This is a genomic window from Polaromonas aquatica (assembly GCF_050626995.1).
GTDB classification, from domain to species: Bacteria; Pseudomonadota; Gammaproteobacteria; order Burkholderiales; family Burkholderiaceae_C; genus Polaromonas; species Polaromonas aquatica_A.
In genome coordinates, this window is sequence record NZ_CP192467.1 from 2,505,001 (window position 1) to 2,528,391 (window position 23,391).

A 23,391-nucleotide genomic window follows, 5' to 3' on the forward strand; every position below is an offset into this window, starting at 1 on the left:
GGTTAACCGAATAGGGTAGCCGTAGAGAAATCGAGTCCGAATAGGGCGATCAGTCGCTGGGTGTAGACCCGAAACCAAGTGAGCTATCCATGGCCAGGATGAAGGTGCGGTAACACGCACTGGAGGTCCGAACCGACTAGTGTTGCAAAACTAGCGGATGAGCTGTGGATAGGGGTGAAAGGCTAAACAAACTTGGAAATAGCTGGTTCTCTCCGAAAACTATTTAGGTAGTGCCTCAAGTATTACCATCGGGGGTAGAGCACTGTTTTGGCTAGGGGGTCATGGCGACTTACCAAACCAATGCAAACTCCGAATACCGATGAGTACAGCTTGGGAGACAGAGCACCGGGTGCTAACGTCCGGACTCAAGAGGGAAACAACCCAGACCGCCAGCTAAGGTCCCTAAAATTGGCTAAGTGGGAAACGAAGTGGGAAGGCTATAACAGTCAGGATGTTGGCTTAGAAGCAGCCATCATTTAAAGAAAGCGTAATAGCTCACTGATCGAGTCGTCCTGCGCGGAAGATGTAACGGGGCTAAGCCAGTTACCGAAGCTGCGGATTTGCAATTTATTGCAAGTGGTAGGAGAGCGTTCTGTAAGCCTGTGAAGGTGGTGGTGTAAACCCTGCTGGAGGTATCAGAAGTGCGAATGCTGACATGAGTAGCGTTAAAGGGGGTGAAAAGCCCCCTCGCCGTAAGCGCAAGGTTTTCTACGCAACGTTCATCGGCGTAGAGTGAGTCGGCCCCTAAGGCGAGGCAGAGATGCGTAGCTGATGGGAAACAGGTCAATATTCCTGTACCGATGTGTAGTGCGATGTGGGGACGGAGAAGGTTAACTCAGCCAACTGTTGGATATGTTGGTTCAAGCCTGTAGTCGTGCCTGGTAGGTAAATCCGCCGGGCTTAGATGAGGGGTGATAACGAGTCTGCTTGCAGACGAAGTGAGTGATACCCTGCTTCCAGGAAAAGCCACTAAGCTTCAGCTACACACGACCGTACCGCAAACCGACACTGGTGCGCGAGATGAGTATTCTAAGGCGCTTGAGAGAACTCAGGAGAAGGAACTCGGCAAATTGACACCGTAACTTCGGAAGAAGGTGTGCCTTTAGTAGGTGAACCATTTACTTGGGGAGCCCAATGAGGCTGCAAAAAATCGGTGGCTGCAACTGTTTATTAAAAACACAGCACTCTGCTAAGACGAAAGTCGACGTATAGGGTGTGACGCCTGCCCGGTGCTGGAAGATTAAATGATGGGGTGCAAGCTCTTGATTGAAGTCCCAGTAAACGGCGGCCGTAACTATAACGGTCCTAAGGTAGCGAAATTCCTTGTCGGGTAAGTTCCGACCTGCACGAATGGCGTAATGATGGCCACACTGTCTCCTCCTGAGACTCAGCGAAGTTGAAATGTTTGTGATGATGCAATCTCCCCGCGGAAAGACGGAAAGACCCCATGAACCTTTACTGTAGCTTTGTATTGGACTTTGAACAGATCTGTGTAGGATAGGTGGGAGGCTTTGAAGCCGGGACGCTAGTTTCGGTGGAGCCAACGTTGAAATACCACCCTGGTGTGTTTGAGGTTCTAACCTAGGTCCATTATCTGGATCGGGGACAGTGCATGGTAGGCAGTTTGACTGGGGCGGTCTCCTCCCAAAGTGTAACGGAGGAGTTCGAAGGTACGCTAGTTACGGTCGGACATCGTGATAATAGTGCAATGGCATAAGCGTGCTTAACTGCGAGACTGACAAGTCGAGCAGATGCGAAAGCAGGACATAGTGATCCGGTGGTTCTGTATGGAAGGGCCATCGCTCAACGGATAAAAGGTACTCTGGGGATAACAGGCTGATACCGCCCAAGAGTTCATATCGACGGCGGTGTTTGGCACCTCGATGTCGGCTCATCTCATCCTGGGGCTGTAGCCGGTCCCAAGGGTATGGCTGTTCGCCATTTAAAGAGGTACGTGAGCTGGGTTTAAAACGTCGTGAGACAGTTTGGTCCCTATCTTCCGTGGGCGCTGCAGATTTGAGGAAGCCTGCTCCTAGTACGAGAGGACCGGAGTGGACGAACCTCTGGTGTATCGGTTGTCACGCCAGTGGCATTGCCGAGTAGCTAAGTTCGGAAGAGATAACCGCTGAAAGCATCTAAGCGGGAAACTCGTTTCAAGATTAGATCTGCCGGGGCCTTGAGCCCCCTAAAGAGTCGTTCAAGACCAGGACGTTGATAGGTCAGGTGTGGAAGCGCAGTAATGCGTTAAGCTAACTGATACTAATTGCTCGTGCGGCTTGACCCTATAACTTTGATTAATTCGAAGTTGTTATGCCAAGTTGACGCATTCAAAAAGCACAGCCCAGCAGCTGTGCGAATCTAAATACAAGCTGATTTACTCTATGAATTCGATGGGCTGTTCTTGAACAGTCTGTCAACAAGTTATGCCTGATGACCATAGCAAGTTGGTACCACTCCTTCCCATCCCGAACAGGACAGTGAAACGACTTAGCGCCGATGATAGTGCGGATTCCCGTGTGAAAGTAGGACATCGTCAGGCTCTTACAGCAAGGAACGCCCGGTTGATTTTGATCAACCGGGCGTTTTCTTTTGTGCTTCTGAAATTTAATCAGATCAGATGACGGTATTAAAAAAGCCCGCGTGAATTCACGCGGGCTTTTTGCTTTCTATTTCGCTGCAAAAAGTGCGTAAGTTGCCGCTTACCAAGCGAGGCCAGCCTTGTGACTTGGCGCCCCAGTGATGCTGATCCAGACGATCAGGCGTTCAGGATGTGGTTACCATCTTTTCTTGCAACGCCGGCGCTCACCAGTTCAGCGCTCAGTTGCTCTATCCATGTTCGAGTTGGAATTTCCGCGAAGAACTTCGCTTTGATCTGCAAGAAATACGGTGTTTCCGTCACCCATCGCACAAACTCGTCAAAATCCTGGCGCTGAATTTCGAGTAGCTTGAATTTCAGCAACACCTTGGCCGCATGGTGCGCATGCCTCGCAGGATTGCTCACAAATGAATCCAGCCGCTGGCGCGCTTTTGCCATTATTTCAGGCGCGTAAGCGAAGACGCGACCATGTCCCGGAATCACGGTTCGAGGGGCTAAATGCTCGATCAGATCCAAGGTTGCGCTCACTTCAGCGAAGGCGTCAGCTCCCTCAAGTTCGGGAAACACCACACCAAATCCGTTTTCCCACAATGCGTCAGCTGAAATAAGCACCCGGCTAACTGGCTCGAAGAAAACAAGCGAGTGGGGATCATGCCCAGGCGCCGAATGCAATTCCCAGTGCAGCGATCCAAACTGCATGACGCTGCCTGGTTTAAGCGCCTGGGTGAAGCTGAACTGCGGGCAAAGTTGTCCGGTTGGTAAATAAGTCAGTGCGACCGGATCCCATTCGGCGACCTGTTGAGCGTGACCGGGTGGAATAAATGTCTGGAGTTTTGGATAGCGCGCTTGCAAGGCCGCATTGCCGCCGCAGTGATCGCTGTGCAAATGTGTATTAACGAGAGTGTCGAGTGGCCGCGCACCTAAAGCTGACTCCACAAGGCTTAGCGTTTGCCCCGCGTGCGTGCAATAGCCGCTGTCTACCAGCAGGGTGTTGTCACTGCTGGTGAACAGAACGTTGTTGGCGGAAAGCCAGCCGCGCTCAAAAACCTGCAGACCGGCGGGTAAATCCGGCACGGCCATCAGCAAACACCGGCCGAAAAGTGCTCAAGTCGAGGTACGAAGCTCACGCCTGAGTATTTTTCCGACATTGGTTTTGGGTAGATCATCGCGAAATTCAATGTATTTAGGCCGTTTGTAGCCCGTGAGATGCTGCTTGCAATAGGCGCTCACGTCGTCCTCGGTCAGTGTAGGGTCATTCTTCACGACAAAAACCTTGATCGCTTCTCCTTGTTTGTCGTCGGCAATGCCAATGGCCGCGCATTCAATGACCCCAGGGCAGAGGGAAATCACGTTCTCGAGTTCGTTGGGGAATACATTGAAGCCGGAAACAATGATCATGTCTTTCTTGCGATCAATAATTTTGGTGTAACCACGTTCATCCATGACACCGATGTCACCAGTACGCATGAAACCATCGGAAGTGAATGCCTTTTTGTTCTCTTCCGGCTGCTGGTAGTAGCCCGTCATCACCTGTGGGCCTTTGATGCAGATTTCGCCAGACTCGCCAAGCGCCAGCGATCTTCCATCATCATCTTTGATGGCGATCTCGATGCTGGGCAGTGGCAGGCCGATCGTACCGGTGAATTCTTTGTTGGTGATGGGGTTATTGGTGCCGATGGCGCAGGTTTCACTCATCCCCCAACCTTCGATCATGGGGCAGCCGGTTACCTGCAACCAGTGTTTTGCCGTTCCCTCAGATGCGGCCATTCCGCCAGCTTGCGAGACACAAAGGTGCGAAAAATCCACCGTCTTGAACTGGGGATGCTGCAACAGGGCATTGAACAAGGTGTTGACTGCCGGCAGCATGTGAAAGGGACGCTTCTTGAGCACTTCGATGAACTTGCCGAAGTCCCGTGGATTGGGAATGAGTGTCAGATGGGCACCCCAGCGGATGCTCAGCAAACAAAGTGTCAGTGCAAAGATGTGATAGAGCGGTAATGCCGCGATGTTGTTGGTCTTGCTGACGTCGCCAACACGTTGCAGGGCCGGTGTGAACCATTCTTCCGCCTGCAAAATGGCCGCGACAATGTTGCGGTGCGTGAGCACTGCGCCTTTTGAGAGACCGGTTGTTCCACCGGTGTACTGCAGGAAGGCAATCGAATCCAGCGTGGTCTGCGCGGGCCTGAGCGTCAACCGGCTGCCCTCGGCCACAGCGCGATTAAAGGGGGTCACGGTACGCCCGCCATCCAGCGGCAATTTGTAGGCGGGCACCAGCTTGGCGAGGTGCCGGACTGCAAAGGTGATCCATTGGCCATACCAGAAACCGAGCAAATCACCCATCGCCGCCATGACGACATGCTTCACCGGTGTCCGTTCAATCACCTCGGCAAGCGTGGCGGCAAAGTTTTCAAGGATGATGATGGTCGTCGCACCGGAATCCCGAAGTTGGTGCTCCAATTCGCGCGCGGTATAGAGTGGATTAACGTTCACGCACGTGTAGCCCGCACGCAGGATGGCCGCCATGGTGACTGCAAATTGCGGAACGTTGGGCAGCATGATCGCCACGCGCGCACCGGGCTCGAGCCCCAGGCTCTGCAGCCAGGCGCCAAGCGCCGAGGACAAATCGTCAAGTTTCCCGTAGCTCATCCAGCGGTCCATGCAGACCGAGAACGGTTTGGCCGCATTTTTCTTGAATGAGTCCTCCAGCAGCTGGTTGAGCGATCGAAACTGATCGGTGTTGATGTCGTGTGAGACGCCGTCCGGATAACTCTTGAGCCAATGTCTGTTCATACAAACTCCTTGCGGCCATTGTGAAAGCCGCGTTACGCAATTCGTATGGGACTTGTCCTAATGCCGCTCAATTTGCAGGCCCGCTGGCCAGCAAATGGCTCAATCTGGTCTCGCAGGTGACAGCGTCGTCTTCAAACAGAGAGTGAATCCATGCTGTCTCACGCTCCTTGATCAATCTGAGAAACTCGTCAGCACCTCGCATGTTGGCAAATGCGTCAAACCCATTCTCCAGAAAGTTCTGCAGGGAATTCAGGCCGGCCGCTGTTGCAGGGCCGCGCATCATCTTGAGCAGGGTACGAAGTCCGAACATCCGGGTCAGGCGATTGAGTTCCTGCCCCAAATGCAGAACGACCTCCAGCTGCCGTGTCCGTGCGTCGATATCACCCACCTGTCGCCAGCAGCGAATGTAGCGCGCGCATTCATCGTCCTGCGGCGTTGTTACCTTATCCGCCAGCCACATTCTCGCCATCAGGTCGTCCAACTTCTCCGTCAATGCGTGCACCTCTGCCAGGGCGGCTGCCGTGTTGACCACGGGCTGCGGAAAGAGTTTGGCAATGGTGCCGGCGATGCGCGCGAACTGCTGGTCGCGCTCGGCGTAGTCCTTGTCGCTGTAGAGCTCCTTCAGAAAGAAGGTGGCGGCCGTTTTATAGCGAGGGCTATGCAGCAGGTCGGAGTACGTCGCCTGGAAACGGCGCGCTTGAAAGCGCTTGAGTTCGGCACTCGCCCTGGCCAATAGTGGATCAGCTGCATGCAGCTGCCGAAGCTGCGCCACGGCTTGCAGCGCATCGTGAATTTGTTGTGCAGAGGCGTCCATACAAACCCGGAGTTTATCTAGGTACGGCCCCCTATTGAAACTTAAATGCCCGTGAGAAACTTCCCGCATGCAACGAAGATTCCTTCTCAAGCTCGGCGCTGCCTCGGCTGCCGTGCTGGTTGTTGCCGGTGGAGCGGCTGCATTGCTGCGGCCAGGTCTCAACGGAGGTGTCTTGAGCGCCTCTGGGCGCGAAGTTTTCTCCGCGGTCGGCCGCGCTGTTCTGGATAAATCCCTGCCTTCTGACGAAGGCCCTCGACAGATTGCGTTGCAAGGCCTTTTGGGCCGCATCGACGTGCTTCTTCTGTCGTTGCCGCCCCACGCCCAGGATGAGCTGTCGCAATTGCTGGCGTTGCTGGCAAACGCTGCCGGGCGGCAAACACTGGCAGGTCTGAGCCAGCCGTGGCCCGAAGCGACCGTTGCTGACATTCAGCATGCAATGCAGGATATGCGTTTGTCCTCACTCGTATTGCGTCAGCAGGCCTACGCCGCCCTGCATGACATCACGGCGGGTGCCTATTTTTCGGACCCGTCGAGCTGGCTCCTGCTGGGCTATCCCGGTCCGATGAAAATCTGAAGACGACTGAAAGCAGCATGAGTCAATTGAAAGATCCAATCCTCGATGGTCTTGCGCGCGGCTGGAAAGTTCTGGGTGGCTCGCGTGGGCCCGTGCCGGAAAAAATCACCTGCGACGTGGCTATCATCGGCAGCGGCGCCGGCGCCGGAATCACGGCCGAACTGCTGACCAAGGCCGGCCTCCAGGTGGTGATCATTGAAGAGGGGCCGCTCAAGAGCAGCTCTGACTTCAACCAGAAAGAATCAGAAGCCTACCCCTCGCTATACCAGGAGAGCGCGGCCCGGAAAACCGAAGACAAGGCCATCAACATCCTTCAGGGGCGCTGCGTGGGCGGCTCCACCACGGTGAACTGGACCAGTTCCTTCCGCACGCCAGCTTCCACGCTTCAGTTCTGGCAAGAAAGGTTTGGCCTGGACGGCTACACCGTGGAAGGGCTCGCACCGTACTTTGCACAGGCGGAGCAGCGGTTGAACATCACGCCCTGGCTTGTGCCTCCCAATGAAAATAATGATCTGTTACGCAGGGGCGCCGCCAAACTGGGGATACCCGCTTCAGCCATCTCCCGCAACGTCAAAGGTTGCTGGAATCTGGGCTCTTGCGGCCTGGGTTGCCCGACCAACGCGAAGCAGTCCATGCTGGTCACCACCATTCCCGCCGCCCTGGATCGCGGGGCTTTGCTGCTCACCGAGACCCGGGCTGAAAGCTTTGAGCTGACCAATGGCAAGGTTGCGGCACTGAGGTGCCGGAAAGTGGCGCCAAATGGGGCTCCCGCCCAAGCAGAATCTGCGCGAACAGCTATAAAAATAATAGCAAAACACTATGTGCTCGCCGGCGGGGCCATCAACTCGCCGGCCGTGCTGTTGCGCTCGGGTGCGCCTGATCCGCATGGCGTGCTGGGGACCAGGACATTCCTGCATCCCGTTGTCATGTCTTCCAGTGTGTTCGAGCAGAAGGTGGAAGCCTGGAACGGCGCGCCGCAAACCATTTACTCCGATCATTTTCTGGACACGCAGGCCATCGACGGCCCCATGGGCTACAAGCTGGAGGCGCCTCCGCTGCACCCGGTGATTTTTGCGTCCACCGTGCCCGGCTTTGGGCAGGGGCAACACGACCTGCTCAAATCCTTCCCTCACAACCATACGTTGCTGGCGCTGCTGCGTGACGGCTTTCATGACGAATCGCCGGGCGGGCGAGTCAAGCTGCGCAACGACGACTCTCCTGTACTGGATTACCCGCTGACCGACTACGTCATGGAGGGCGGTCGCAAGGCGCTGCTATCTATGGTGGAGATCCAGTTCGCCGCAGGCGCCCGGCGGGTCTTGCCGCTGCATGAGATGGCCCAACCCTATGCCTCTTGGGCCGAGGCGCGCGACGCCATCAATGCCTTGCCGATGAAACCGTTGCTGACCAAGGTGGTGAGCGCCCATGTCATGGGTGGTTGCGGCCTGGCCGCCACCGAGCGCCGGGGCGTGACGCGGCCTGATGGTGTGCACTGGCAGCTGGAAAACCTTTCGATTCACGACGGATCGCTCTTCCCGACCAGCATTGGCGCCAATCCGCAACTGTCCATTTACGGCGCCGTAAACCGCCTGGCGCAAGGTCTGGCCAAAAAGCTGTCCGGCCGCGATGTCACATTGGCCTGAGATACTGCGGGTTTGACACTCGCCGTCCCTGCTGATCCATGCTGGCTCACCTGCAACGCCTCATCACCCTGACCCTGATTGCCGCGGCCTTGGGCTGGCTGGTTTACTTTCGGAGCGATTCCCCTGCTTTGGCCGTTACCGGTTTTTTTGTCATCGCTTTGGGCTATACAGGTTTTCTGGCGCTCGAATTCCTGCTTCTTCACCACATCAACAAGACAGACCCGGCGCCGCAGCCGACCTGGAAAGAGTTGCTGCACGCCTGGCTGGGCGAAACATTGACGGCGCCCCGCGTGTTTTGCTGGCGCCAGCCGTTTCGCCAGAATGCCGTGCCCGACCGGGTTTCACCGGCCGCGCTGGTTCACGGTCGCCGCGGGGTAGTGTTTGTGCACGGCTTTTTCTGTAACCGCGGTTTGTGGACGCCCTGGCTGAAACGCGTGCAAGCCAGTGGACGCGCGTTTGTTGCCGTCAACCTCGAACCTCTGTTTGGCTCCATTGACGACTATGCACCGCAAATCGATGACGCTGTTCAGCGGGTGACGGATGCCACCGGTCTGCCGCCGCTGCTGGTATGCCACAGCATGGGCGGACTGGCCGTGAGGGCCTGGCTCAAGCGTATGAAGGCTGAGGTCCGCGTACACCATGTGGTGACCATTGGGACCCCTCACCGCGGAACCTGGCTGGCGCGTTTTGGACATGGCCACAATGGCCGGCAGATGCGGTTACTGTCAGACTGGCAGGCGCAGCTGGACCATGAAATGCCGGCCGACCGGCACAGGCTTTTCACTTGTTGGTATTCCAATTGCGACAACATCGTGTTTCCGACGTCGACGGCCACTTTGCCCGGTGCGGACAACCGTCTGATCCGCGGCGCGGCCCATGTGCAGATGGCGTTTTCGCCATTGCTCATGAACACTACGCTGGCGATGCTCGACAGTGACCCGGCCTGAAACGGTGCCTCCCGGAGAGGGTTCAGGGCAGTTTTCGCTGAAGCCGCCTCTTCGGACTAGCGCAGGCAGTGGGATGTGAATTTCTCACAAAAATGGCCAGTCATATTCACTATCTACATTCGGCAGGGCTTTCTATGCTCATCTATTTGTAGGATGGAGCACCCCGTGACACCGTATGCCATGCTAACTGCCGACTCCCTGGAGGTTGTCCGGTCCCTGCCCCCCGGAGTGGCTGAGCCGGATCCGACGCCTGCCCTGCTGGCCTTGCTGGTGGATGAACTTGCGCATGGGGTGTTCGTCGTCAATGCCCAGAGCCGCATCCTGCACGCTAACCAAACTGCGCGCCGCGAACTTGAGCGCGCTGCTGTTCTCGGTTCGGACAAAGGAGAGCTCAGGGTTTTGATGCAGTCGGATGCCAAAATCTTCCAGAATGCCATGGGCAAGGCTGTGGCGGGGAAGCGCAGCCTGATCAAGCTCGCTGCCGAAGGTGTGGATTTCACTCTCGCAGTAGTTCCATTGCATCGTCAGGCGGGCGTTCCTTGTGAGCGTATTGGCCTCTTCTTGTCGCGTGTGGGCGTGAGCGAATCGGGTGTTTTCGGCTCTTTTGCGCGCAGTCACGGCCTCACCCACACGGAAGAGCAAGTGCTTGTCTTTTTGTGCCGCTGCCTGAGCACACCGGAAATTGCCGTCCAGATGAAAGTCGCCGTTTCTACCGTGCGAAGCCATGTGCGCAGCCTTTGCGCCAAGACCGCCTCCAGCGGTGTGCGTGAGCTGGTCAACCGCGTGGCGATTCTGCCGCCCATTGCTCCTTTGCCGCTCGGACAAATCCATTGACGCCCCCGTCGCCCGGCGACGTGCTAGATTACGGTGATCATGAGTTCACCAACATCTTCCGACGAGGGGCTGTACGCCCATTTGACCCCCGAGCTGCGTACGCTCGCCTTGCGAGGCGTCGTCCGCACGTACCCCAAAAAAGCGGTCGTGATCAACGAAGGGGAAATCGGCGACAACCTGTTTGTGCTGCTCAAGGGCAGTGTCAAGGTGTTTGCCATGGACGAAAGTGGCCGGGAGATCACCTACGGCAGGATTCACTCAGGCGACTATTTTGGTGAAATGTCACTCGATGGCGGGCCTCGCTCAGCCTCGGTCATTACCCTTGAACCTTGCACCTGTGCCGTGCTCAGCCGTACTGATGTGAGTGAACACTTGGTGGATGACCCAGGGTTCGCCATCAATCTCGTGGTTCAGGTGATTCGCCGGGCGCGCGGTGCCACTGAAGCTGCCCGCAACATGGCCTTGCTCGATGTGTATGGGCGGCTGATTTCGGTGCTGGAAGGGCATGACGCTGCGGTAGAGCGTGACCCTGCCAATGCGACGGTCACCCTTGAATCCATCACCCACCAGGAAATCGCCAGTCGCGTTGGTGCGTCTCGTGAAATGGTCAGCCGTCTCCTCAAGGATCTGGAAAAGGGCGGCTACATCGAAATGGGCACCAAACGGATCACACTGCTTAAAAAGCTGCCCAACCGCTGGTAGCGCGGTTAGGCCACCGTTTAGAGCGCGTTAAAGACCCGGCGTGTTTCCTGGGGCGCCGCATCGCTGGTACCAATGGTGCGCACCACTGCGCTGCTGCGTGTGCCGGCGCCACGAACACCGATCAATGCCGGGTTTTCATCACTAAATCCCACGGTATCCGGCACTTTCACAACGCCAGGGCGCTGTGGACGGCTCGCATCAGGATCCGGCTTGCGCGGTGAATAGCGCGCCCAGCTTGAATTTGTCACACGCAGTCCTCCCACAGAGACTGTGTGTTTTCCGGTCGACAAGCTGTTGAAAATGCCGCTTCGGCGAATCGGTGTTGGATTGTCCGGGTGGTCCACAAACGAGCCCGGATTACCGCTGGTGTCGTAGTCCCGATCTTCAAAATAAGACTGCCGTGCACCCGTGTGCTGCCCGATGGCCACGTCATCACGCTCAATGTAAGCGTCGAATGTGACACTTCCTGCCTGGGTGTTCGTGATCTTCACTTCCCAAACACCATTGGGCGCAGTCGCCGTTGATGTCTCAAAGCTGAAGTTGGGCGCAATCGCAACCAGAGCGCAGGTCCCATGGGCACCTGTTGCGACGGATTGTGGGTAAATCAGCGCGCAAAGCGGATGCGTACCGCCATCGGTCCACATGCCCGATTTGCCCCAAGCCAGCGGCGGCAGGGCAGGCCGGCCTGGTGGCGTGATCTGCACGGTGACGCCATGTGCGCCTTGCGGGAGCCATATTTCCAGAAAACTCTGGGTCGAATCATCAGGTTGCACCCGCCAATTCAGCGTAACGTGCTTCCCTTTTGATAGCGTTGCGTTGGCATGGGTTCGGCTTTGATAGCTGTTGCCCGCCGCCACGATGATCTGCAGCTTGCCTTTTTTAAGTTCGATCAGCTGGTCCAGCGCGGCCTCCAGCACTGAACTGCCGTCATGAGGCCCCGCCAACGTACCCCAGCTCAGGTTAACTGCGATTTTGGTATTGAGGGCGCAACGTGAAAGGATGTACATCAGGCCATCCATGACGCTGACATTCATGGAGCCGCCGGACGTGTCAACCACGTTCGACCAGTCGAGCTGCACCGTCACGTTGTCATGCCGGCTGGCGTCGTCGTTCGCCAAAGCCCAGCTGGGTGGAGCATCTGGATGGGGCGGAGCGCCTGCAAACTGTGCCAGCAAGGTACGGGGCCCACAAGCCAGGTCCATCACGTGCGTGCCGTGGTTAACGTTTTTTTGCAGATCATGCAGCTTGAAGTGCGTGTATACCGCGCCTTCATCCACCATACCGTTGTACGTGCTGTGTTGCATTGCATGGTTGATGTCGGCAGCTGTCAGTTCGTGCCCGTATCCCATGGACCCAGGGGCATGGCCGACCCCCCCACGGTCCTGGCGCCAGAAATAGGCGGTGCGGGATTTTCCGTTCCGTAAAAAATTCGCGTTGGCGAAGGCCAAGCCGCCATCAATCAGGCCAAGGACCTTACCCGTCAGCAAGGGCGGTGTTGTCCCGCCGTGGGTTGCAGGCGGTACAGCTTCCTCTATGTGGTGACCTACGGGCAGGCCCAGTTCGAACCGCCGAACCAGCGCGTGGAGGTTACCGCCCGGACGAATATGCTTGAAGAAAGCCGGCTTTACATGGGCGGTACAGAAACGCAAGCCCGCGGGCGCGGCCGGCGATGTGTAAACCGGCGGCGCCTTTAACCACGTCGGAGAGGCGGCCGCCAGCAACTGGGAAATGCTGGTTCCTGTGGTGAGCTCAATCAACACAGGCACCCAGTTGGGCGGCTTCTTCAGGCCGTAGCCGGCAAAGTTGTCAGCCTCTGCCCAGATCAGGTAGGGATCAAAGCCGGTGGTTGCACCTGGCTTGGCCCAGTCAATGCCGGAGAAGCTGCCTTTGGGTAGAGGTGTCCAGGTCATGGTCGTGCTTACTTAAGGGGTTGGCATTCTTTGGACGCCTTGTTCCACATAAATGCAAGGAGGGGCGACGCCGCCACCGTTCCAGCGGTGGGCTGTAGCTGGTAGTAGCCGCTCTTGTTGTCCGACATCGAGACTCGCAGATCAAAGTCGATGGCATGCCCTTTGGCGTCGTGAAACTTGCGCCCATCAAATCCGCGCTCATGGAGTTTTGCTCCCTTGCAGCGAGCCACAAGAAACTCTCCCAAGGTGGTGCCCAAGAGCCTTCCGACGGCGCTGTCCACCGGGTAATGCAAGCCGGCTACAGTGCGATTTACCGCGATTCTGGCCGCAAGCCGCTGCAGCTGTTCCTGGTACTTTGAGCCCTGGGGCAGCAGCGCCTGCAAGACAGTAGCGGTCAAAAATGCTTCCGTTGAATGGCCGCTGGGCCAACTCGCATGTCCAGGGGTCGGAATCATCGACTGGATTTGCGGTGACAGCGTGTCGGGGCGCGGGCAGGCAAAAGCATGCTTGAAGCGCATCTCGACATGAATGGCCAGCGACATAGCCAGGTCCAACAGTTCAAGCGTGTATTTGTGGCGATGTCCCTGCAGGCCGATGATGGACGCCCAAAACGCCAGCCCGCCAGGCATTTGCGCCAGGATTTCGTTGTGACGGTCTTCCCGCAGGTCGGAATAGAGCGCAACCAGCTCCAATTGCTGGGTGAACACCTTGTGTGTGGGCCTTTTGAGCTTTGCCAGAGGCAGGCTCTTGAAAGGTTTCTTGTCCAGGTTGACAAACCCCAGCATGACTTGCTCGTTGTTTTGATTGACGTCGAAATGCAAGCCGGCAAGCAGATCCAGTTCGCACACCTGCAGACGGGGGCCGGCTTCCCATTGGGACAAGCGCGCCGGCTCGTCCAGAGGGACCGGGAGCTTAAAGGGCAAAGGTGTAGGGTCAAAAGGACCGACAAGGGCAGCGCGGTTCGTGGTGAGGGCGTTAGCCATCAGCGGAGAAGTTTGGCTCACTCCACCGCTCACTCCACCGCTCACTCCACCGCTCACTCCACCGCTCACTCCACCACTCACTCCACCACTCACTCCACCACTCACTCCACCACTCATTGCGCTAAAAGAAGACATATATACCTTTCTTGTATCAATTTACGATTCACGTACGCCCAGTTGTCGTAGCACCAATGCAAGGCGTTGACGGGGAGAGCTGTGCTCACCCCCCATTGCTAGATAGCTGGCAATCGTCAAGCTTGGGGTTTCCTTCAGCAGTTGATCTAAGGTCCGCTTAGCGTCGTCCAATTGCCCACTTTCCCCTTGCGCGAGCAATAACGCCCGGAGCGTTGGTTGGTGGCACAAGTTCGCCTTAAGCGAGCGTTTGGCTAGAACAATTGCTTTCTCATAATCGCGATTAATCGAATGCCCCGATGCCAGAATCATGTCGTAGTAGTACTTCATGGGGTCCAGTGGCGAGAGGCTGCTGGCAATGCCGGCTTCCTCCACCGACGCGGCAGATTCGCCCCACATGGAGGACCACACGCTCTTGTAGAGCCATGCCAGTGATTCGCTGGGGTTCAGCCGGATGGCCTCCTCGATCTTGTGCAGCGAGCCGCTGGCGTCTCCCGAGAGCTGGCATAAGGCATGGCCTTGAATTGCCAGCGCCAACGCGCTGTTGGGCTCCAGGTCCAAGGCACGCTCGGCGTGCTCGATGGCTTGGCGCGAGTCTTTTTGCGGAGCGTCGCTCATGCCGCGCACGACCCGCAAGATATACCACTTGGCAAGCCATGCACGCGGGGCCGCCGCGCGGTTGTGGCGTTCAAGCACGGCTTCCAGGACCTGCCGGCTGCGATCGAAGTCATGTATGGATGACCGGTGCATGTGGGAAATACCACCCAACATGAGCGAGCAACTGTCGAGCCGGGGAAGGGGCTGGATCAGTGACTGCTGGGCTTCCGTATCAATCAGCGCATGGGTAGCCGCCGATGCAATGCGGTCGAGCAGTTCGCTCTGGGTCTCCAGCAGGTCCATGGTGTCGCCGGAAATGCGGTCCGCCCAGATGACCTGGTCGGTACGACCGTCCACGAGCTCTGCAATGATCAGGATTTTCCCGCCGCTCGCAATGTAGCTGCCCGACAGGATAAATCGGGCCGCCAGCCGGTCACCAGCCTCGGCCATGACGTCCCTGCGTCCGCGGAAGGCCGTGGTGGAAAGGCGCGAAATGACTTTCAGGTCGGAACTGCGCGATAGCTGGGCAATGATTCCGTCGGCGATGACCTCGCCAATAACGAAGTGCTCGGGTTCGTTGCTGCGCGCTTCAAAAGGAATAATGGCAATGGTGGGACGGAAATCCGGCGCCGCAGCGGTGGGCGACTGTATGACCGGCTCATGGCCGGGCGGCCCGACGCGATACGCGCGTATCGGTTTCGCGACGTGCTTGAGGTAACACTCCCCTAGGTCCTCGATGTCGGCTTCAAGGCCGTCCGTAAGATTGTCGCGGAGCTCGGCAGTGATCACGATTTCGCCAGGCCCGGCCAGCGTGGCGACCCGGGCCGTCAGGTTGACGTCGGTGCCGTAGATGTCGTGCTTGTCGCTGACAAACTCCGCGAGGTGCGAGCCCATGCGCAAATGCAAGCGCCGTTCGGGCGGGCGGCCAGCATTGTCTTGGTCGCTGAAGTATTGCAGCGCAAACGAAGCCTTCATGCCGCTTTGCGCGCTGGCAAATTCCAGCATCAGGCCGTCTCCCAAGCTTTTGACAATGCGCCCGCCATGCAGCGGCAGAACTTGCTGCTCAGCATGCTGCACCAATTGTTGCCATCGCCGTACGAAGTCATCTTGATCCTGCTCCATGAGCCTGACTGATTCCACCACGTCCATAACCAGCAGCACCTTGGTCTGCCGATTCATGCTGTGTGGAAGTTCAATAAGGAAAGACATCGTAAGTGACGTAACAAATTTTCACCTCCTCATTTTGTAGGAGATGCTGAAGGTTCGGGCCATTTCACAACGAGAAGTCTGAAAACTGTTGCTTGAGCGCCAAACCGCGTGATAGATTGCAAGCGGCTACCAGTCAGGTAGCTTAAACAGCTTTTTTCTAAAGGTTACATGATGCAAAAAGTTCAAATGGGTGGTGGAGCTATTTCCCCGGCAGTGACGGCGCATGTCCAGAAGAGTGCAATGCAACCGGCGCAGGCAAAAGGCAATTCAAAAGTATCAGCTACTACGCTGGTAGGTGGTGGAACTATCAGCCCCGCACTGAAAAAACACCTGGCACCAGCAACCATGGGTGGCGGTGTCATCAGCCCGAATGTCACCAGGCCCGTAGCTCAATCTGCAAAAGTGGCTATGGGCGGGGGGATCATTCACCCCAATGTCTCCAAGCACCTCCAGGCTCAATAAGCATTGAGCATGCCCGGGCCTGAGAACTCTTCCGTTGTCACTTTCCACAAAATCAGCCCGGGCGCCATCTCCCCGATGCATGGGGATAAATCGGCTTTAGGCAGCATGCCTGCCGCTGCACACCAGTTTTGTGAGGCTTTGCGCGCAGCATCCAGTTTTGGTTGGTACATCTTTCCGCCCCGCGACATAAGGTTGCGCTGGGATGGAGCGCAAACATTCTTCGACGCAGGCGAAGAGTGGCTTCCCCTTTCCAGCGTTGTTGACCAGGAACTTTCTTCTTATTGGGACAAGCATTGCCCTGAAGATATGCAAGGTGGTGCTCCTCCTTATCTGTCGGCCCTGTTTGTGCCGGGTGTTGTGCAGATATGGTCCGGATTACTGGTGAGTACTGCGCCCGACTGGAGCGTCCTTGCGCGCCCCTTGGCAAATCTGGCACAGAGCCGGGCCTATGCGTGTTACGAGGGCATCGTTGAGACCGACTGGTTCAAGCCCACACCGCTTTTCATCAATATCCGGCTGACGGCTACCGATACGGTGATAGAAATACCCAGAGGCCGCCCCTTGTTCCAGCTACAGCCGGTTCATCGTGCAAGCTACACCTCGGCGATGGCCGGTTGTGTGGAGCATGAGGGCTTGCAGCCACGTGAGGGGGAGTCCGGCGGTATGTCTAACGACGACTGGGAAGGCTTGCGAAATACCATTCGCAGCGTTTCGTCTTCACGGCCACACGATGTCGGCCGGTATGGCGCCGATGTTCGCAAGCGCGCAAAACGGTCACCGGGAGCGGACTGATTTTGCGCGTATTGATTGGTGCCAGTGTTATTTCGGCAGCGGGTTCCCTGCCTCTCCAAATATTGCCTTTCCTCGTCCTGTCGCTGGTTTCGGAGGGCCGTGTTGATATTGCCTACGCCGGGTGGGTGGGCTCGGCCTACCTGATCGGAATGCTGACGAGCGGCGTGCTCCTGCCCCTGTTCAAAGTCTCAAGATTGACCCGCTGGCACGCATTGATCGCTATCAGCGCCATTATTTTGTCCCTCACCCTCTCGATTGGCGGTAATTTATTTCTGCCACTACTTCTGGTCCTCTGGTTTGTGGTCGGTTTTGCATGCGGAGCACTTCAGTTCTTGGGGGCCACTACAGCCGCTGCTGCGACCAACAAGCCGCAGGCCTTTGCTTTGCGACTGGCCATTGTCCTGGTTGTTGCCAGCGCCGTGATCGTTGCGCTTGCCTTGTTCGGTGGGCAAAGCAGTTATTCAACCTTCGCCTATTTCCTCATAGGCGCTTTTGGCCTTGCCGCATGCATCGGTTTGACGTTGTACCGCACTATTGCAGCCCCTCAGCCCGCGACGAGCGGAAACGCCAATGCCGTTTCAACGCGACGAAGCTGGTCGGGCCTTGCGGTGGTGTTCGCTTTCTTTGCAGGGCAACCGGGGTTCTGGGCCTACGCCATGCAGTCGGCTTCCCAGCGGAATCTTGATCTCAGAGACGCCGCCTTTGTCATTGCTGCATCCAAGATTATTTCTGCTTTGGTTCTTGTCTACAGCAGCAGGCAGAACACGCAGACGTCTGGCCTTCGCGGGCTGATTGGATTGGGGTGCGCAGTTGCGATGGGAATTCTCGTCATGACTTATTCCAGCGCGGTTGCAGCCTTCTTTGTGGGCTTCCTGTTGTGGGAACTCGCGTTGAATGTGCTGTCGGCGCGCTTGCAGGGCATTGTGGTCGCCGCAAGCCCTGGGCACGCGGGGGTCTGGATTACCGGCGCAATATTGCTGGGTGCGGCTACAGGTCCCATTGTGCATGGGGCTGCCATTGGGGGCGGAATTGCTTCTGCATTTATTGCGTATGCGGCATTGTCGGGACTCTTTCCGTTCTTTTGGGCTTGGTCGAGAAACACACCGGCAAAGCTTCCTTCCCCCTGAATAAATATTCTGTGAACTACATATCTGCATGGTAGATTGCAGTCGGCTACTCATCCGGGTGGCTTCAATCTTGTTCAGGAGAGTTGGATGAAAACAGTACAGTTCGGCGGTGGCTATATTTCCCCCTCGATCAAAGCGCATCTTGCCAAGAAGACGGTGGAGATGGGCGGCGGCATTATTTCTCCGGCAGTGAAAGCGCACCTCGCCAAGAAGACGGTGGAAATGGGCAACGGCCTTATTTCTCCCGCAGTTAAGGCACATCTTGCCAAGAGGACAGTAGCGATGGGTGGCGGCCTTATTTCTCCGGCAGTGAAGGCGCACCTCGCCAAGAAGACGGTGGAGATGGGCGCTGGTCTTATTTCTCCGACAGTTAAGGCACATCTTGCCAAGAAGACAGTAGCGATGGGTGGCGGCGTTATTTCTCCGGCAGTGAAAGCGCATCTTGCCAAGAAGACGGTGGAGATGGGCAGCGGCCTTATTTCTCCGACAGTTAAGGCGCATCTTGCCAAGAAGACAGTAGCGATGGGTGGCGGCTTTATCTCTCCGGCAGTGAAAGCGCATCTCTCCAAGAAGACGGTGGAGATGGGCAGCGGCTTTATTTCTCCGGCAGTCAAGGCCCATGTGGCCAGGAAGCCAGCCGTTCTGGTCGGTAGCGGCTGGATCTCTCCGAGTCTCGTGGCTCATCTTGCGAAGTAATACATTCTCAAATTTGAACAATCTAGAAAGTTGATTCGATGCAGCTGGATACCAGTTCCGACGACGGACCTACCGTCACGTTTCACAAGGTGTATCCGGCTGCAATTTCCCCCATGCGGGCGGACAAGGCCGCGCTGGGCACGATGCCAACCATGGCGTTCCGGCATTGCGAGCCAATGCGTACTGCTTCTTCTTTCGGGTGGTACATCTTTCCACCCGAGGACATTTCTCTGAAATGGAACGGCGCGGATGTGCTGCACCTGGAAGAGGGTGAGTGGCGACCGCTATTCCAGGCCTACCTGCCCGGCTTTAATGAGTATTGGGACGAGCGCGTGCCGGACGACATCAAAGGGCTCACACCTCCCTATCTGTCAGTTCTGCCTATACGCGGGTTTGTCCAGATATGGTCCGGCCTGTTGTGTTCGACACGGGCCGACTGGAGCGTCCTGGTTCGTCCGCTGGCTAATATTCGTGCGAGTTATCAGTACTCCTGCTTCGAAGGCCTGCTCGAATCAGACAGATTTCAGCCTTTCCCGCTCTTCATGAATATCCAGTTGCTCGCTACCGATGTGCCGATCAACATTTCCAAATTCCAACCTCTGTTTCAGGTTCAACCCTTGATGCGCGGTACATATGGTGAACGTGCCCATGGGTTTTCTGAACGCGACGGCCTCGGATTGATGCAGAGTGGCGAACCCGCGATGACGGCCGAACACTGGGCAGGCTACCGCAAGACCATTCGGGTGCAAGTTCCTGATGAAGCGCCTGAATCCGGTCAATACACGGCGGCTACTCGCAAGCGTACAAAACACGAAGGGTAATCCCGTTGTGGCCCCGGCATCGACGCTGCCTGTGATCCATTTAAACCAGATCGAGCTTGCCGCAAGCGCTTCGCTGCCTGCTTGTGAAGGTTTCCGCGTCTTCCAGTGCCAGCCATGGAAGTTTGAGAGCCTTTTGTGAGTCCGACTGGCACGCGGGCGATGGCGGTGAACTGCGCCCGTAGGGTCGGTCATGTTTGAACGCGCCAGTGAGGCACTGGCTGGGCAAGCATCGCCGGCGTTCCGGTCGGTGCAGGCGCTTAGGCCGTGGCTTGTAGCTGCTGTGCCTGGGCGAGCGTTTGGTAAAACGGCGTGAAGTCCGGCTCCGTCAAACGCAGCAGCGCATCAAAACTGTCAATCACAAAATACTGCTGCTGGAAGCTGTCGATCTTGTAGGTCGACGACATGCAGCGCAGCAGGTCGGCGTTGTCCCGCATCGGAATGCGCCGGGGCTCGTTCGACTCCACGCTCCAGGCCAGCTCGCCCGGGCTGCTCAGGATGCCGGCGCCGTAGGCCCGGACCTCACCGTTGCCTTGTCTGTCGCGCAGCAAGCCGAACTCGATGGTGTACCAGTACAGGCGCGAGAGCATTTCCACCGCTCCGGGAATCGGCGGAGCCCCGCTGTCACCATGTTCCAGCGCATGCGCCTTCAGAGCGCCTTTGCCGTAGGCCTGGATGTGGTCGGCGTAGCTCGGGTCGAAGAGCAGCGGCACGTGGCCAAACAGATCGTGAAAGATATCGGGCTCGACGATGTAGTCGAACTCGGCCGGCGTGCGTATCCAGTCCGTCACCGGAAATTTCCGGTTGGCGAGCAAAGTGAAAAAGGGAACCTCGGGAATCAGCCCCGGCACACCCACCAGCTGCCAGCCGGTGGCTTGGAAGAGGCGCTCGTTCACGTCTTCAAATCGCGGAATGGCGTCGCTTGCGCCCAGGCTGGGCAGGGCCTTGATAAAAGCACTGCAGGCCCGGCCCGCCAGGAGCGCCGACTGCCGCGTGTAAAGGCGCCGGTAGGTTTCATGGTCGGCCGCGGTATAGCCCGCATAATTTTGCGGGCAGGTGTAGTCTGCATTGACCTGGCCGCCACGTGCGTAGTCCCCCCGCGGCGGGCGGTCAGATTGGCCGTACACCGCCGGCGGCGGTGTGCTGCTGTTCGCGCTGCCCTTTACTTCAGCCATTGGCTCTCCACGCGTTGATAGTCACCGCTGGCCTTGGACAGGTGCAGCCATGTGTCGACATAAGCCTTGAACGTCACGTCGCCGCGCGGCAGAAGCCAGGCCATTTCCCCATATTGCAGCGGTTTGTCGGGGTTGATCGCGCATAGGCCCGGTTTCAGCCTTTGCTGGGTAATGGCTTCGGCCGATTCGGTGACGAACACATCAGCCCGGTTGGCCAGGATCTCGTCAAAGATCGTCAGGTTTTCAGGATTCAGCCGCATCTGGACCTGCTTGAAGTTCGCGCGCGCAAACCGTTCATTGCTGCCACCGGGGTTGAAGATCACGCGCGTGGCCGGCTTGTCGATGTCGGCTACCGTCTGGTACTTGGCGACGTCGGCGCAGCGCGCAATCGGCGTCTTGCCGTTGACCATATAGGGAGCGCTGAAGAAGGCGCGCTTTTGCCGCTCGGTGGTCACCGAAATGCCGCCCACCGCAATGTCGCATTTGCCGGCTGTCATGTCGGGCATCAGGTTGGACCAGCTGGTTTTGACCCACTCCGGCTTCACGCCGAGGCTGGCCGTGAACGAGGCCATCAGGTCCACGTCAATGCCCTCAAACGCACCGTCGGGTTTGTGAAAGCTGAAGGGCTTGTAGTCGCCCGGCGTGCAGATGCGCAGTACGCCCGCTTTTTGCACCGCGTCCAGGCTGGAGGCTGGAACGGCGCTGGCCGCCGTCTGGGCAGATGCCCCCGTCACCGCAAAAAATGCGGCGGTGGCTGCAATCAGTGCGACCAGGCGATGGGGCCGTTGCGGGCAAAGTGGCATGGCAATCTCCGTGAGGTTGATGGAATGAAAAACTTTATTGTGCGCTTGCCTTGGCGCCCGACAGCACTCCGCGGCGCATCTGGTCCAGCTCGATGCTCTCGAACAAGGCCTTGAAGTTGCCCTCGCCAAACCCGTCATCGCCCTTGCGCTGGATGAACTCGAAGAAGATCGGACCCAGCTGGTTTTCACTGAAGATCTGCAGCAGCAGCGCACCCTTCTTGCCGTCCACCAGGATCTTGCGCTTCTTCAGGTCCGCCACGCTTTCACCATGCCCCGGGATGCGCTTGTCGACCAGCTCGTAATAGGTGTCTATGGTGTCCAGCAGCTTCACGCCGCTGGTACGCAGCGCGTCCACCGTGGCAAACAGGTCGTTGCTTCCCATGGCGATGTGCTGGATGCCTTCGCCCTGGTAGCGGTCCAGGTACTCCTGGATCTGGCCGGCCTTTTCATTGCCTTCTTCATTGATCGGGATGCGGATCTTGCCGCAGGGGCTGGTCATGGCCTTGCTCTTCACGCCGGTGACCTGCCCTTCAATGTCGAAGTAGCGGATTTCGCGGAAATTGAACAGCCGCTCGTAAAAACCAGCCCATTCGTCCATGCGCCCGCGGTGCACGTTGTGCGTCAGGTGGTCGATGTAAGTCAGGCCGTGGCCTGCGGGATTCAGCGCATCGTCCTGCACGCCAGGCAAGGCTTCAAAGTCCACATCGTAAAAGCCGATATTGCCGATGTCGCCCGGCTGCGCGCCGTTCTTGCCGCGCCATTTATCGATGAAATAGATGATCGAATCGCCAATGCCCTTGATGGCGGGAATGTTCAGCTCGCCGGGTGCCGATGTATGGGCATAACCCCAGGCACCCAGGGAAATCGCACGTTCGTAAGCGGCTTTGGCGTCTTTTACGCGGAAGGCGATGGCGCAAACGCTGGGGCCGTGCTGGCGCGCGAAGCGCTGCGCAAAGGAGTCAGGCTCGGCATTCAGGATGAAGTTGATGCCGCCCTGGCGGTACAGCGTGACATTCTTGTGGCGATGTTTCGCAATCGGCGTGAAGCCCATGCGCTCGAACAGCGCGCCCATGGCGACAGGATCGGGCGCTGCATATTCGATGAATTCAAAGCCGTCCGTGCCCATGGGGTTGTCCCAGGCCGCACCTTGTTCGAAGTTCAGGGCGGCGTCGTTGCGTGCATTCATGCTGTGTCTCCAGAAGATATGTTTCCACTTTAGCGGCGCCTGGGCTCACTTTTACTGCGAAATAGGGCGCTAGGATTGTGATTTGCGCAGTAATATTGCAAAATATCGAATATGGAAGCACTCGACAAGCTTGATCGGCATATTTTGCGCAGCCTGCAGGCGGACGGCAGGGCTACCTTTGACCTGTTGGCCGAACAGGTGGGGCTCTCACCCAGCGCCGTACTCAGGCGCGTCAAGCGGCTGGAAGAAAGCCGCGTGATTGACCGCTATGTAGCGCTGGTCAAGCCCGAAGCCGTGGGACTGGGCCTCACGGCCTACATCAACGTGCGGCTTGAAAAGCACACCGAAAGCCATAAACGCAATCCCATGGATCTGTTTCGCGCGAGCGTGCAAACCTGGCCCGAAGTGGCAGAGTGCGCGGCCCTGACCGGCGAGATGGATTACCTGCTGCGGGTGCTGGTGCAGGACATGGCGCACTACAGCCGTTTCATCATGGACACCCTGCTCAAGCACCCCAGCGTGCAGGACTGCAAAACCAGTTTTGTGTTGGACCGGGTCAAGGCGACGACAGCCGTTCCCTTGTGATTTGGATGGGGCTGAT

Annotated in this window: 20 protein-coding genes and 2 rRNA genes (1 of these 22 only partly in view); 13 read left to right on the forward strand and 9 right to left on the reverse strand. The window is 57.4% G+C overall.

Annotated features, from left to right (window positions below; translation table 11 throughout):
* Together ACQ4MS_RS11950 and rrf are read left to right on the forward strand one after the other, a co-directional pair.
* A 23S ribosomal RNA gene (locus ACQ4MS_RS11950) occupies positions 1–2,284 on the forward strand; it begins 596 nt to the left of the window's first position.
* A gap of 142 nt (positions 2,285–2,426) precedes the next feature.
* A 5S ribosomal RNA gene (gene rrf / locus ACQ4MS_RS11955) occupies positions 2,427–2,539 on the forward strand.
* A gap of 216 nt (positions 2,540–2,755) precedes the next feature.
* Here rrf and ACQ4MS_RS11960 read toward each other — a convergent pair.
* The 3 genes from ACQ4MS_RS11960 to ACQ4MS_RS11970 all read right to left on the reverse strand — a co-directional run bounded on the left by ACQ4MS_RS11960 (position 2,756) and on the right by ACQ4MS_RS11970 (position 6,269).
* Positions 2,756–3,676: an MBL fold metallo-hydrolase gene (locus ACQ4MS_RS11960; RefSeq protein ID WP_431094720.1), complete on the reverse strand. Its 921-nt coding sequence runs from the start codon at positions 3,674–3,676 to the stop codon at positions 2,756–2,758.
* A gap of 24 nt (positions 3,677–3,700) precedes the next feature.
* Positions 3,701–5,386 (reverse strand): AMP-binding protein, encoded by a 1,686-nt coding sequence (locus ACQ4MS_RS11965; protein ID WP_431094723.1) that lies wholly within the window; start codon positions 5,384–5,386, stop codon positions 3,701–3,703.
* 67 nt (positions 5,387–5,453) lie between these two features.
* Positions 5,454–6,269, reverse strand: coding sequence for an FFLEELY motif protein (locus ACQ4MS_RS11970; protein WP_431094725.1), 816 nt, complete (start codon positions 6,267–6,269; stop codon positions 5,454–5,456).
* 103 nt (positions 6,270–6,372) lie between these two features.
* On the opposite strand from ACQ4MS_RS11970, the gene ACQ4MS_RS11975 reads away from it, so the two are divergent.
* The 5 genes from ACQ4MS_RS11975 (at position 6,373) to ACQ4MS_RS11995 (ending at position 10,900) form a co-directional block, all read left to right on the forward strand.
* On the forward strand, positions 6,373–6,774 hold the full coding sequence (locus tag ACQ4MS_RS11975) for a hypothetical protein (protein WP_431094727.1): 402 nt from the start codon (positions 6,373–6,375) through the stop codon (positions 6,772–6,774).
* A 17-nt stretch (positions 6,775–6,791) separates the two neighbouring features.
* Positions 6,792–8,417, forward strand: a complete 1,626-nt coding sequence (locus tag ACQ4MS_RS11980) for a GMC family oxidoreductase N-terminal domain-containing protein (protein WP_431094729.1) — start codon at positions 6,792–6,794, stop codon at positions 8,415–8,417.
* Between the two features lie 38 nt (positions 8,418–8,455).
* Complete coding sequence (locus ACQ4MS_RS11985; protein WP_431094731.1) at positions 8,456–9,364, forward strand: esterase/lipase family protein; 909 nt, start codon at positions 8,456–8,458, stop codon at positions 9,362–9,364.
* A 165-nt stretch (positions 9,365–9,529) separates the two neighbouring features.
* Positions 9,530–10,198, forward strand: a complete 669-nt coding sequence (locus ACQ4MS_RS11990; RefSeq protein ID WP_431094733.1) for a helix-turn-helix transcriptional regulator — start codon at positions 9,530–9,532, stop codon at positions 10,196–10,198.
* 39 nt (positions 10,199–10,237) lie between these two features.
* Complete coding sequence (locus ACQ4MS_RS11995) at positions 10,238–10,900, forward strand: Crp/Fnr family transcriptional regulator (RefSeq protein WP_431094735.1); 663 nt, start codon at positions 10,238–10,240, stop codon at positions 10,898–10,900.
* A 17-nt stretch (positions 10,901–10,917) separates the two neighbouring features.
* Here ACQ4MS_RS11995 and ACQ4MS_RS12000 read toward each other — a convergent pair whose 3' ends face one another.
* From ACQ4MS_RS12000 to ACQ4MS_RS12010, 3 genes are read right to left on the reverse strand one after another with little or no spacing between them, the layout of a single operon-like run.
* Complete coding sequence (locus ACQ4MS_RS12000) at positions 10,918–12,810, reverse strand: hypothetical protein (protein ID WP_431094737.1); 1,893 nt, start codon at positions 12,808–12,810, stop codon at positions 10,918–10,920.
* Positions 12,811–12,818: 8 nt separating this feature from the next.
* Positions 12,819–13,928 carry a phosphatase PAP2 family protein gene (locus tag ACQ4MS_RS12005; protein WP_431094739.1) on the reverse strand — a complete coding sequence of 370 codons (1,110 nt, stop codon included), beginning with the start codon at positions 13,926–13,928 and terminating at the stop codon, positions 12,819–12,821.
* A gap of 21 nt (positions 13,929–13,949) precedes the next feature.
* Positions 13,950–15,701, reverse strand: a complete 1,752-nt coding sequence (locus ACQ4MS_RS12010; RefSeq protein ID WP_431094741.1) for an adenylate/guanylate cyclase domain-containing protein — start codon at positions 15,699–15,701, stop codon at positions 13,950–13,952.
* Between the two features lie 201 nt (positions 15,702–15,902).
* Between ACQ4MS_RS12010 and ACQ4MS_RS12015 the strand changes: the two genes are divergently transcribed.
* The 5 genes from ACQ4MS_RS12015 to ACQ4MS_RS12035 all read left to right on the forward strand — a co-directional run bounded on the left by ACQ4MS_RS12015 (position 15,903) and on the right by ACQ4MS_RS12035 (position 19,629).
* A complete protein-coding gene (locus ACQ4MS_RS12015; RefSeq protein WP_431094743.1) occupies positions 15,903–16,193 on the forward strand; it encodes a hypothetical protein in 291 nt (96 codons plus the stop codon).
* 9 nt (positions 16,194–16,202) lie between these two features.
* The gene (locus ACQ4MS_RS12020; RefSeq protein ID WP_431094745.1) at positions 16,203–16,985 is read left to right on the forward strand and encodes a DUF6065 family protein; all 783 of its coding nucleotides are present in this window, start codon (positions 16,203–16,205) and stop codon (positions 16,983–16,985) included.
* A 2-nt stretch (positions 16,986–16,987) separates the two neighbouring features.
* Complete coding sequence (locus tag ACQ4MS_RS12025; protein ID WP_431094747.1) at positions 16,988–18,112, forward strand: hypothetical protein; 1,125 nt, start codon at positions 16,988–16,990, stop codon at positions 18,110–18,112.
* An 87-nt stretch (positions 18,113–18,199) separates the two neighbouring features.
* Positions 18,200–18,808: a hypothetical protein gene (locus ACQ4MS_RS12030; RefSeq protein WP_431094748.1), complete on the forward strand. Its 609-nt coding sequence runs from the start codon at positions 18,200–18,202 to the stop codon at positions 18,806–18,808.
* A 38-nt stretch (positions 18,809–18,846) separates the two neighbouring features.
* Positions 18,847–19,629 (forward strand): hypothetical protein, encoded by a 783-nt coding sequence (locus tag ACQ4MS_RS12035; RefSeq protein WP_431094750.1) that lies wholly within the window; start codon positions 18,847–18,849, stop codon positions 19,627–19,629.
* A gap of 257 nt (positions 19,630–19,886) precedes the next feature.
* Here the strand turns inward: ACQ4MS_RS12035 and phhA are convergent, their stop codons facing one another.
* From phhA to hppD, 3 genes are read right to left on the reverse strand one after another with little or no spacing between them, the layout of a single operon-like run.
* Positions 19,887–20,801 (reverse strand): phenylalanine 4-monooxygenase, encoded by a 915-nt coding sequence (gene phhA, locus ACQ4MS_RS12040; RefSeq protein WP_431094752.1) that lies wholly within the window; start codon positions 20,799–20,801, stop codon positions 19,887–19,889.
* Positions 20,789–21,604 (reverse strand): transporter substrate-binding domain-containing protein, encoded by an 816-nt coding sequence (locus ACQ4MS_RS12045; RefSeq protein WP_431094753.1) that lies wholly within the window; start codon positions 21,602–21,604, stop codon positions 20,789–20,791. Before ACQ4MS_RS12045 ends, phhA begins: the two co-directional genes overlap by 13 nt.
* A gap of 34 nt (positions 21,605–21,638) precedes the next feature.
* On the reverse strand, positions 21,639–22,790 hold the full coding sequence (gene hppD / locus ACQ4MS_RS12050) for a 4-hydroxyphenylpyruvate dioxygenase (RefSeq protein WP_431094755.1): 1,152 nt from the start codon (positions 22,788–22,790) through the stop codon (positions 21,639–21,641).
* A gap of 111 nt (positions 22,791–22,901) precedes the next feature.
* Here hppD and ACQ4MS_RS12055 point away from each other — a divergent pair, with 111 nt between their 5' ends.
* Positions 22,902–23,375 (forward strand): Lrp/AsnC family transcriptional regulator, encoded by a 474-nt coding sequence (locus tag ACQ4MS_RS12055; RefSeq protein WP_431094757.1) that lies wholly within the window; start codon positions 22,902–22,904, stop codon positions 23,373–23,375.
* Positions 23,376–23,391 lie beyond the last annotated feature (16 nt).

Coding starts and splice junctions, on each gene's coding strand:
- phhA (WP_431094752.1), bottom strand. CDS start 20,801: ATGGCTGAAGTAAAGGGCAGCGCGAACAGCAGCACACCGCCGCCGGCG.
- ACQ4MS_RS11965 (WP_431094723.1), bottom strand. CDS start 5,386: ATGAACAGACATTGGCTCAAGAGTTATCCGGACGGCGTCTCACACGAC.
- ACQ4MS_RS12055 (WP_431094757.1), top strand. CDS start 22,902: ATGGAAGCACTCGACAAGCTTGATCGGCATATTTTGCGCAGCCTGCAG.
- ACQ4MS_RS11960 (WP_431094720.1), bottom strand. CDS start 3,676: ATGGCCGTGCCGGATTTACCCGCCGGTCTGCAGGTTTTTGAGCGCGGC.
- ACQ4MS_RS12000 (WP_431094737.1), bottom strand. CDS start 12,810: ATGACCTGGACACCTCTACCCAAAGGCAGCTTCTCCGGCATTGACTGG.
- ACQ4MS_RS12020 (WP_431094745.1), top strand. CDS start 16,203: ATGCCCGGGCCTGAGAACTCTTCCGTTGTCACTTTCCACAAAATCAGC.
- ACQ4MS_RS12010 (WP_431094741.1), bottom strand. CDS start 15,701: ATGAATCGGCAGACCAAGGTGCTGCTGGTTATGGACGTGGTGGAATCA.
- ACQ4MS_RS11970 (WP_431094725.1), bottom strand. CDS start 6,269: ATGCGGGAAGTTTCTCACGGGCATTTAAGTTTCAATAGGGGGCCGTAC.
- ACQ4MS_RS11985 (WP_431094731.1), top strand. CDS start 8,456: ATGCTGGCTCACCTGCAACGCCTCATCACCCTGACCCTGATTGCCGCG.
- ACQ4MS_RS12035 (WP_431094750.1), top strand. CDS start 18,847: ATGCAGCTGGATACCAGTTCCGACGACGGACCTACCGTCACGTTTCAC.
- ACQ4MS_RS11995 (WP_431094735.1), top strand. CDS start 10,238: ATGAGTTCACCAACATCTTCCGACGAGGGGCTGTACGCCCATTTGACC.
- ACQ4MS_RS12045 (WP_431094753.1), bottom strand. CDS start 21,604: ATGCCACTTTGCCCGCAACGGCCCCATCGCCTGGTCGCACTGATTGCA.
- ACQ4MS_RS11980 (WP_431094729.1), top strand. CDS start 6,792: ATGAGTCAATTGAAAGATCCAATCCTCGATGGTCTTGCGCGCGGCTGG.
- ACQ4MS_RS12015 (WP_431094743.1), top strand. CDS start 15,903: ATGCAAAAAGTTCAAATGGGTGGTGGAGCTATTTCCCCGGCAGTGACG.
- ACQ4MS_RS12030 (WP_431094748.1), top strand. CDS start 18,200: ATGAAAACAGTACAGTTCGGCGGTGGCTATATTTCCCCCTCGATCAAA.
- hppD (WP_431094755.1), bottom strand. CDS start 22,790: ATGAATGCACGCAACGACGCCGCCCTGAACTTCGAACAAGGTGCGGCC.
- ACQ4MS_RS12005 (WP_431094739.1), bottom strand. CDS start 13,928: ATGTCTTCTTTTAGCGCAATGAGTGGTGGAGTGAGTGGTGGAGTGAGT.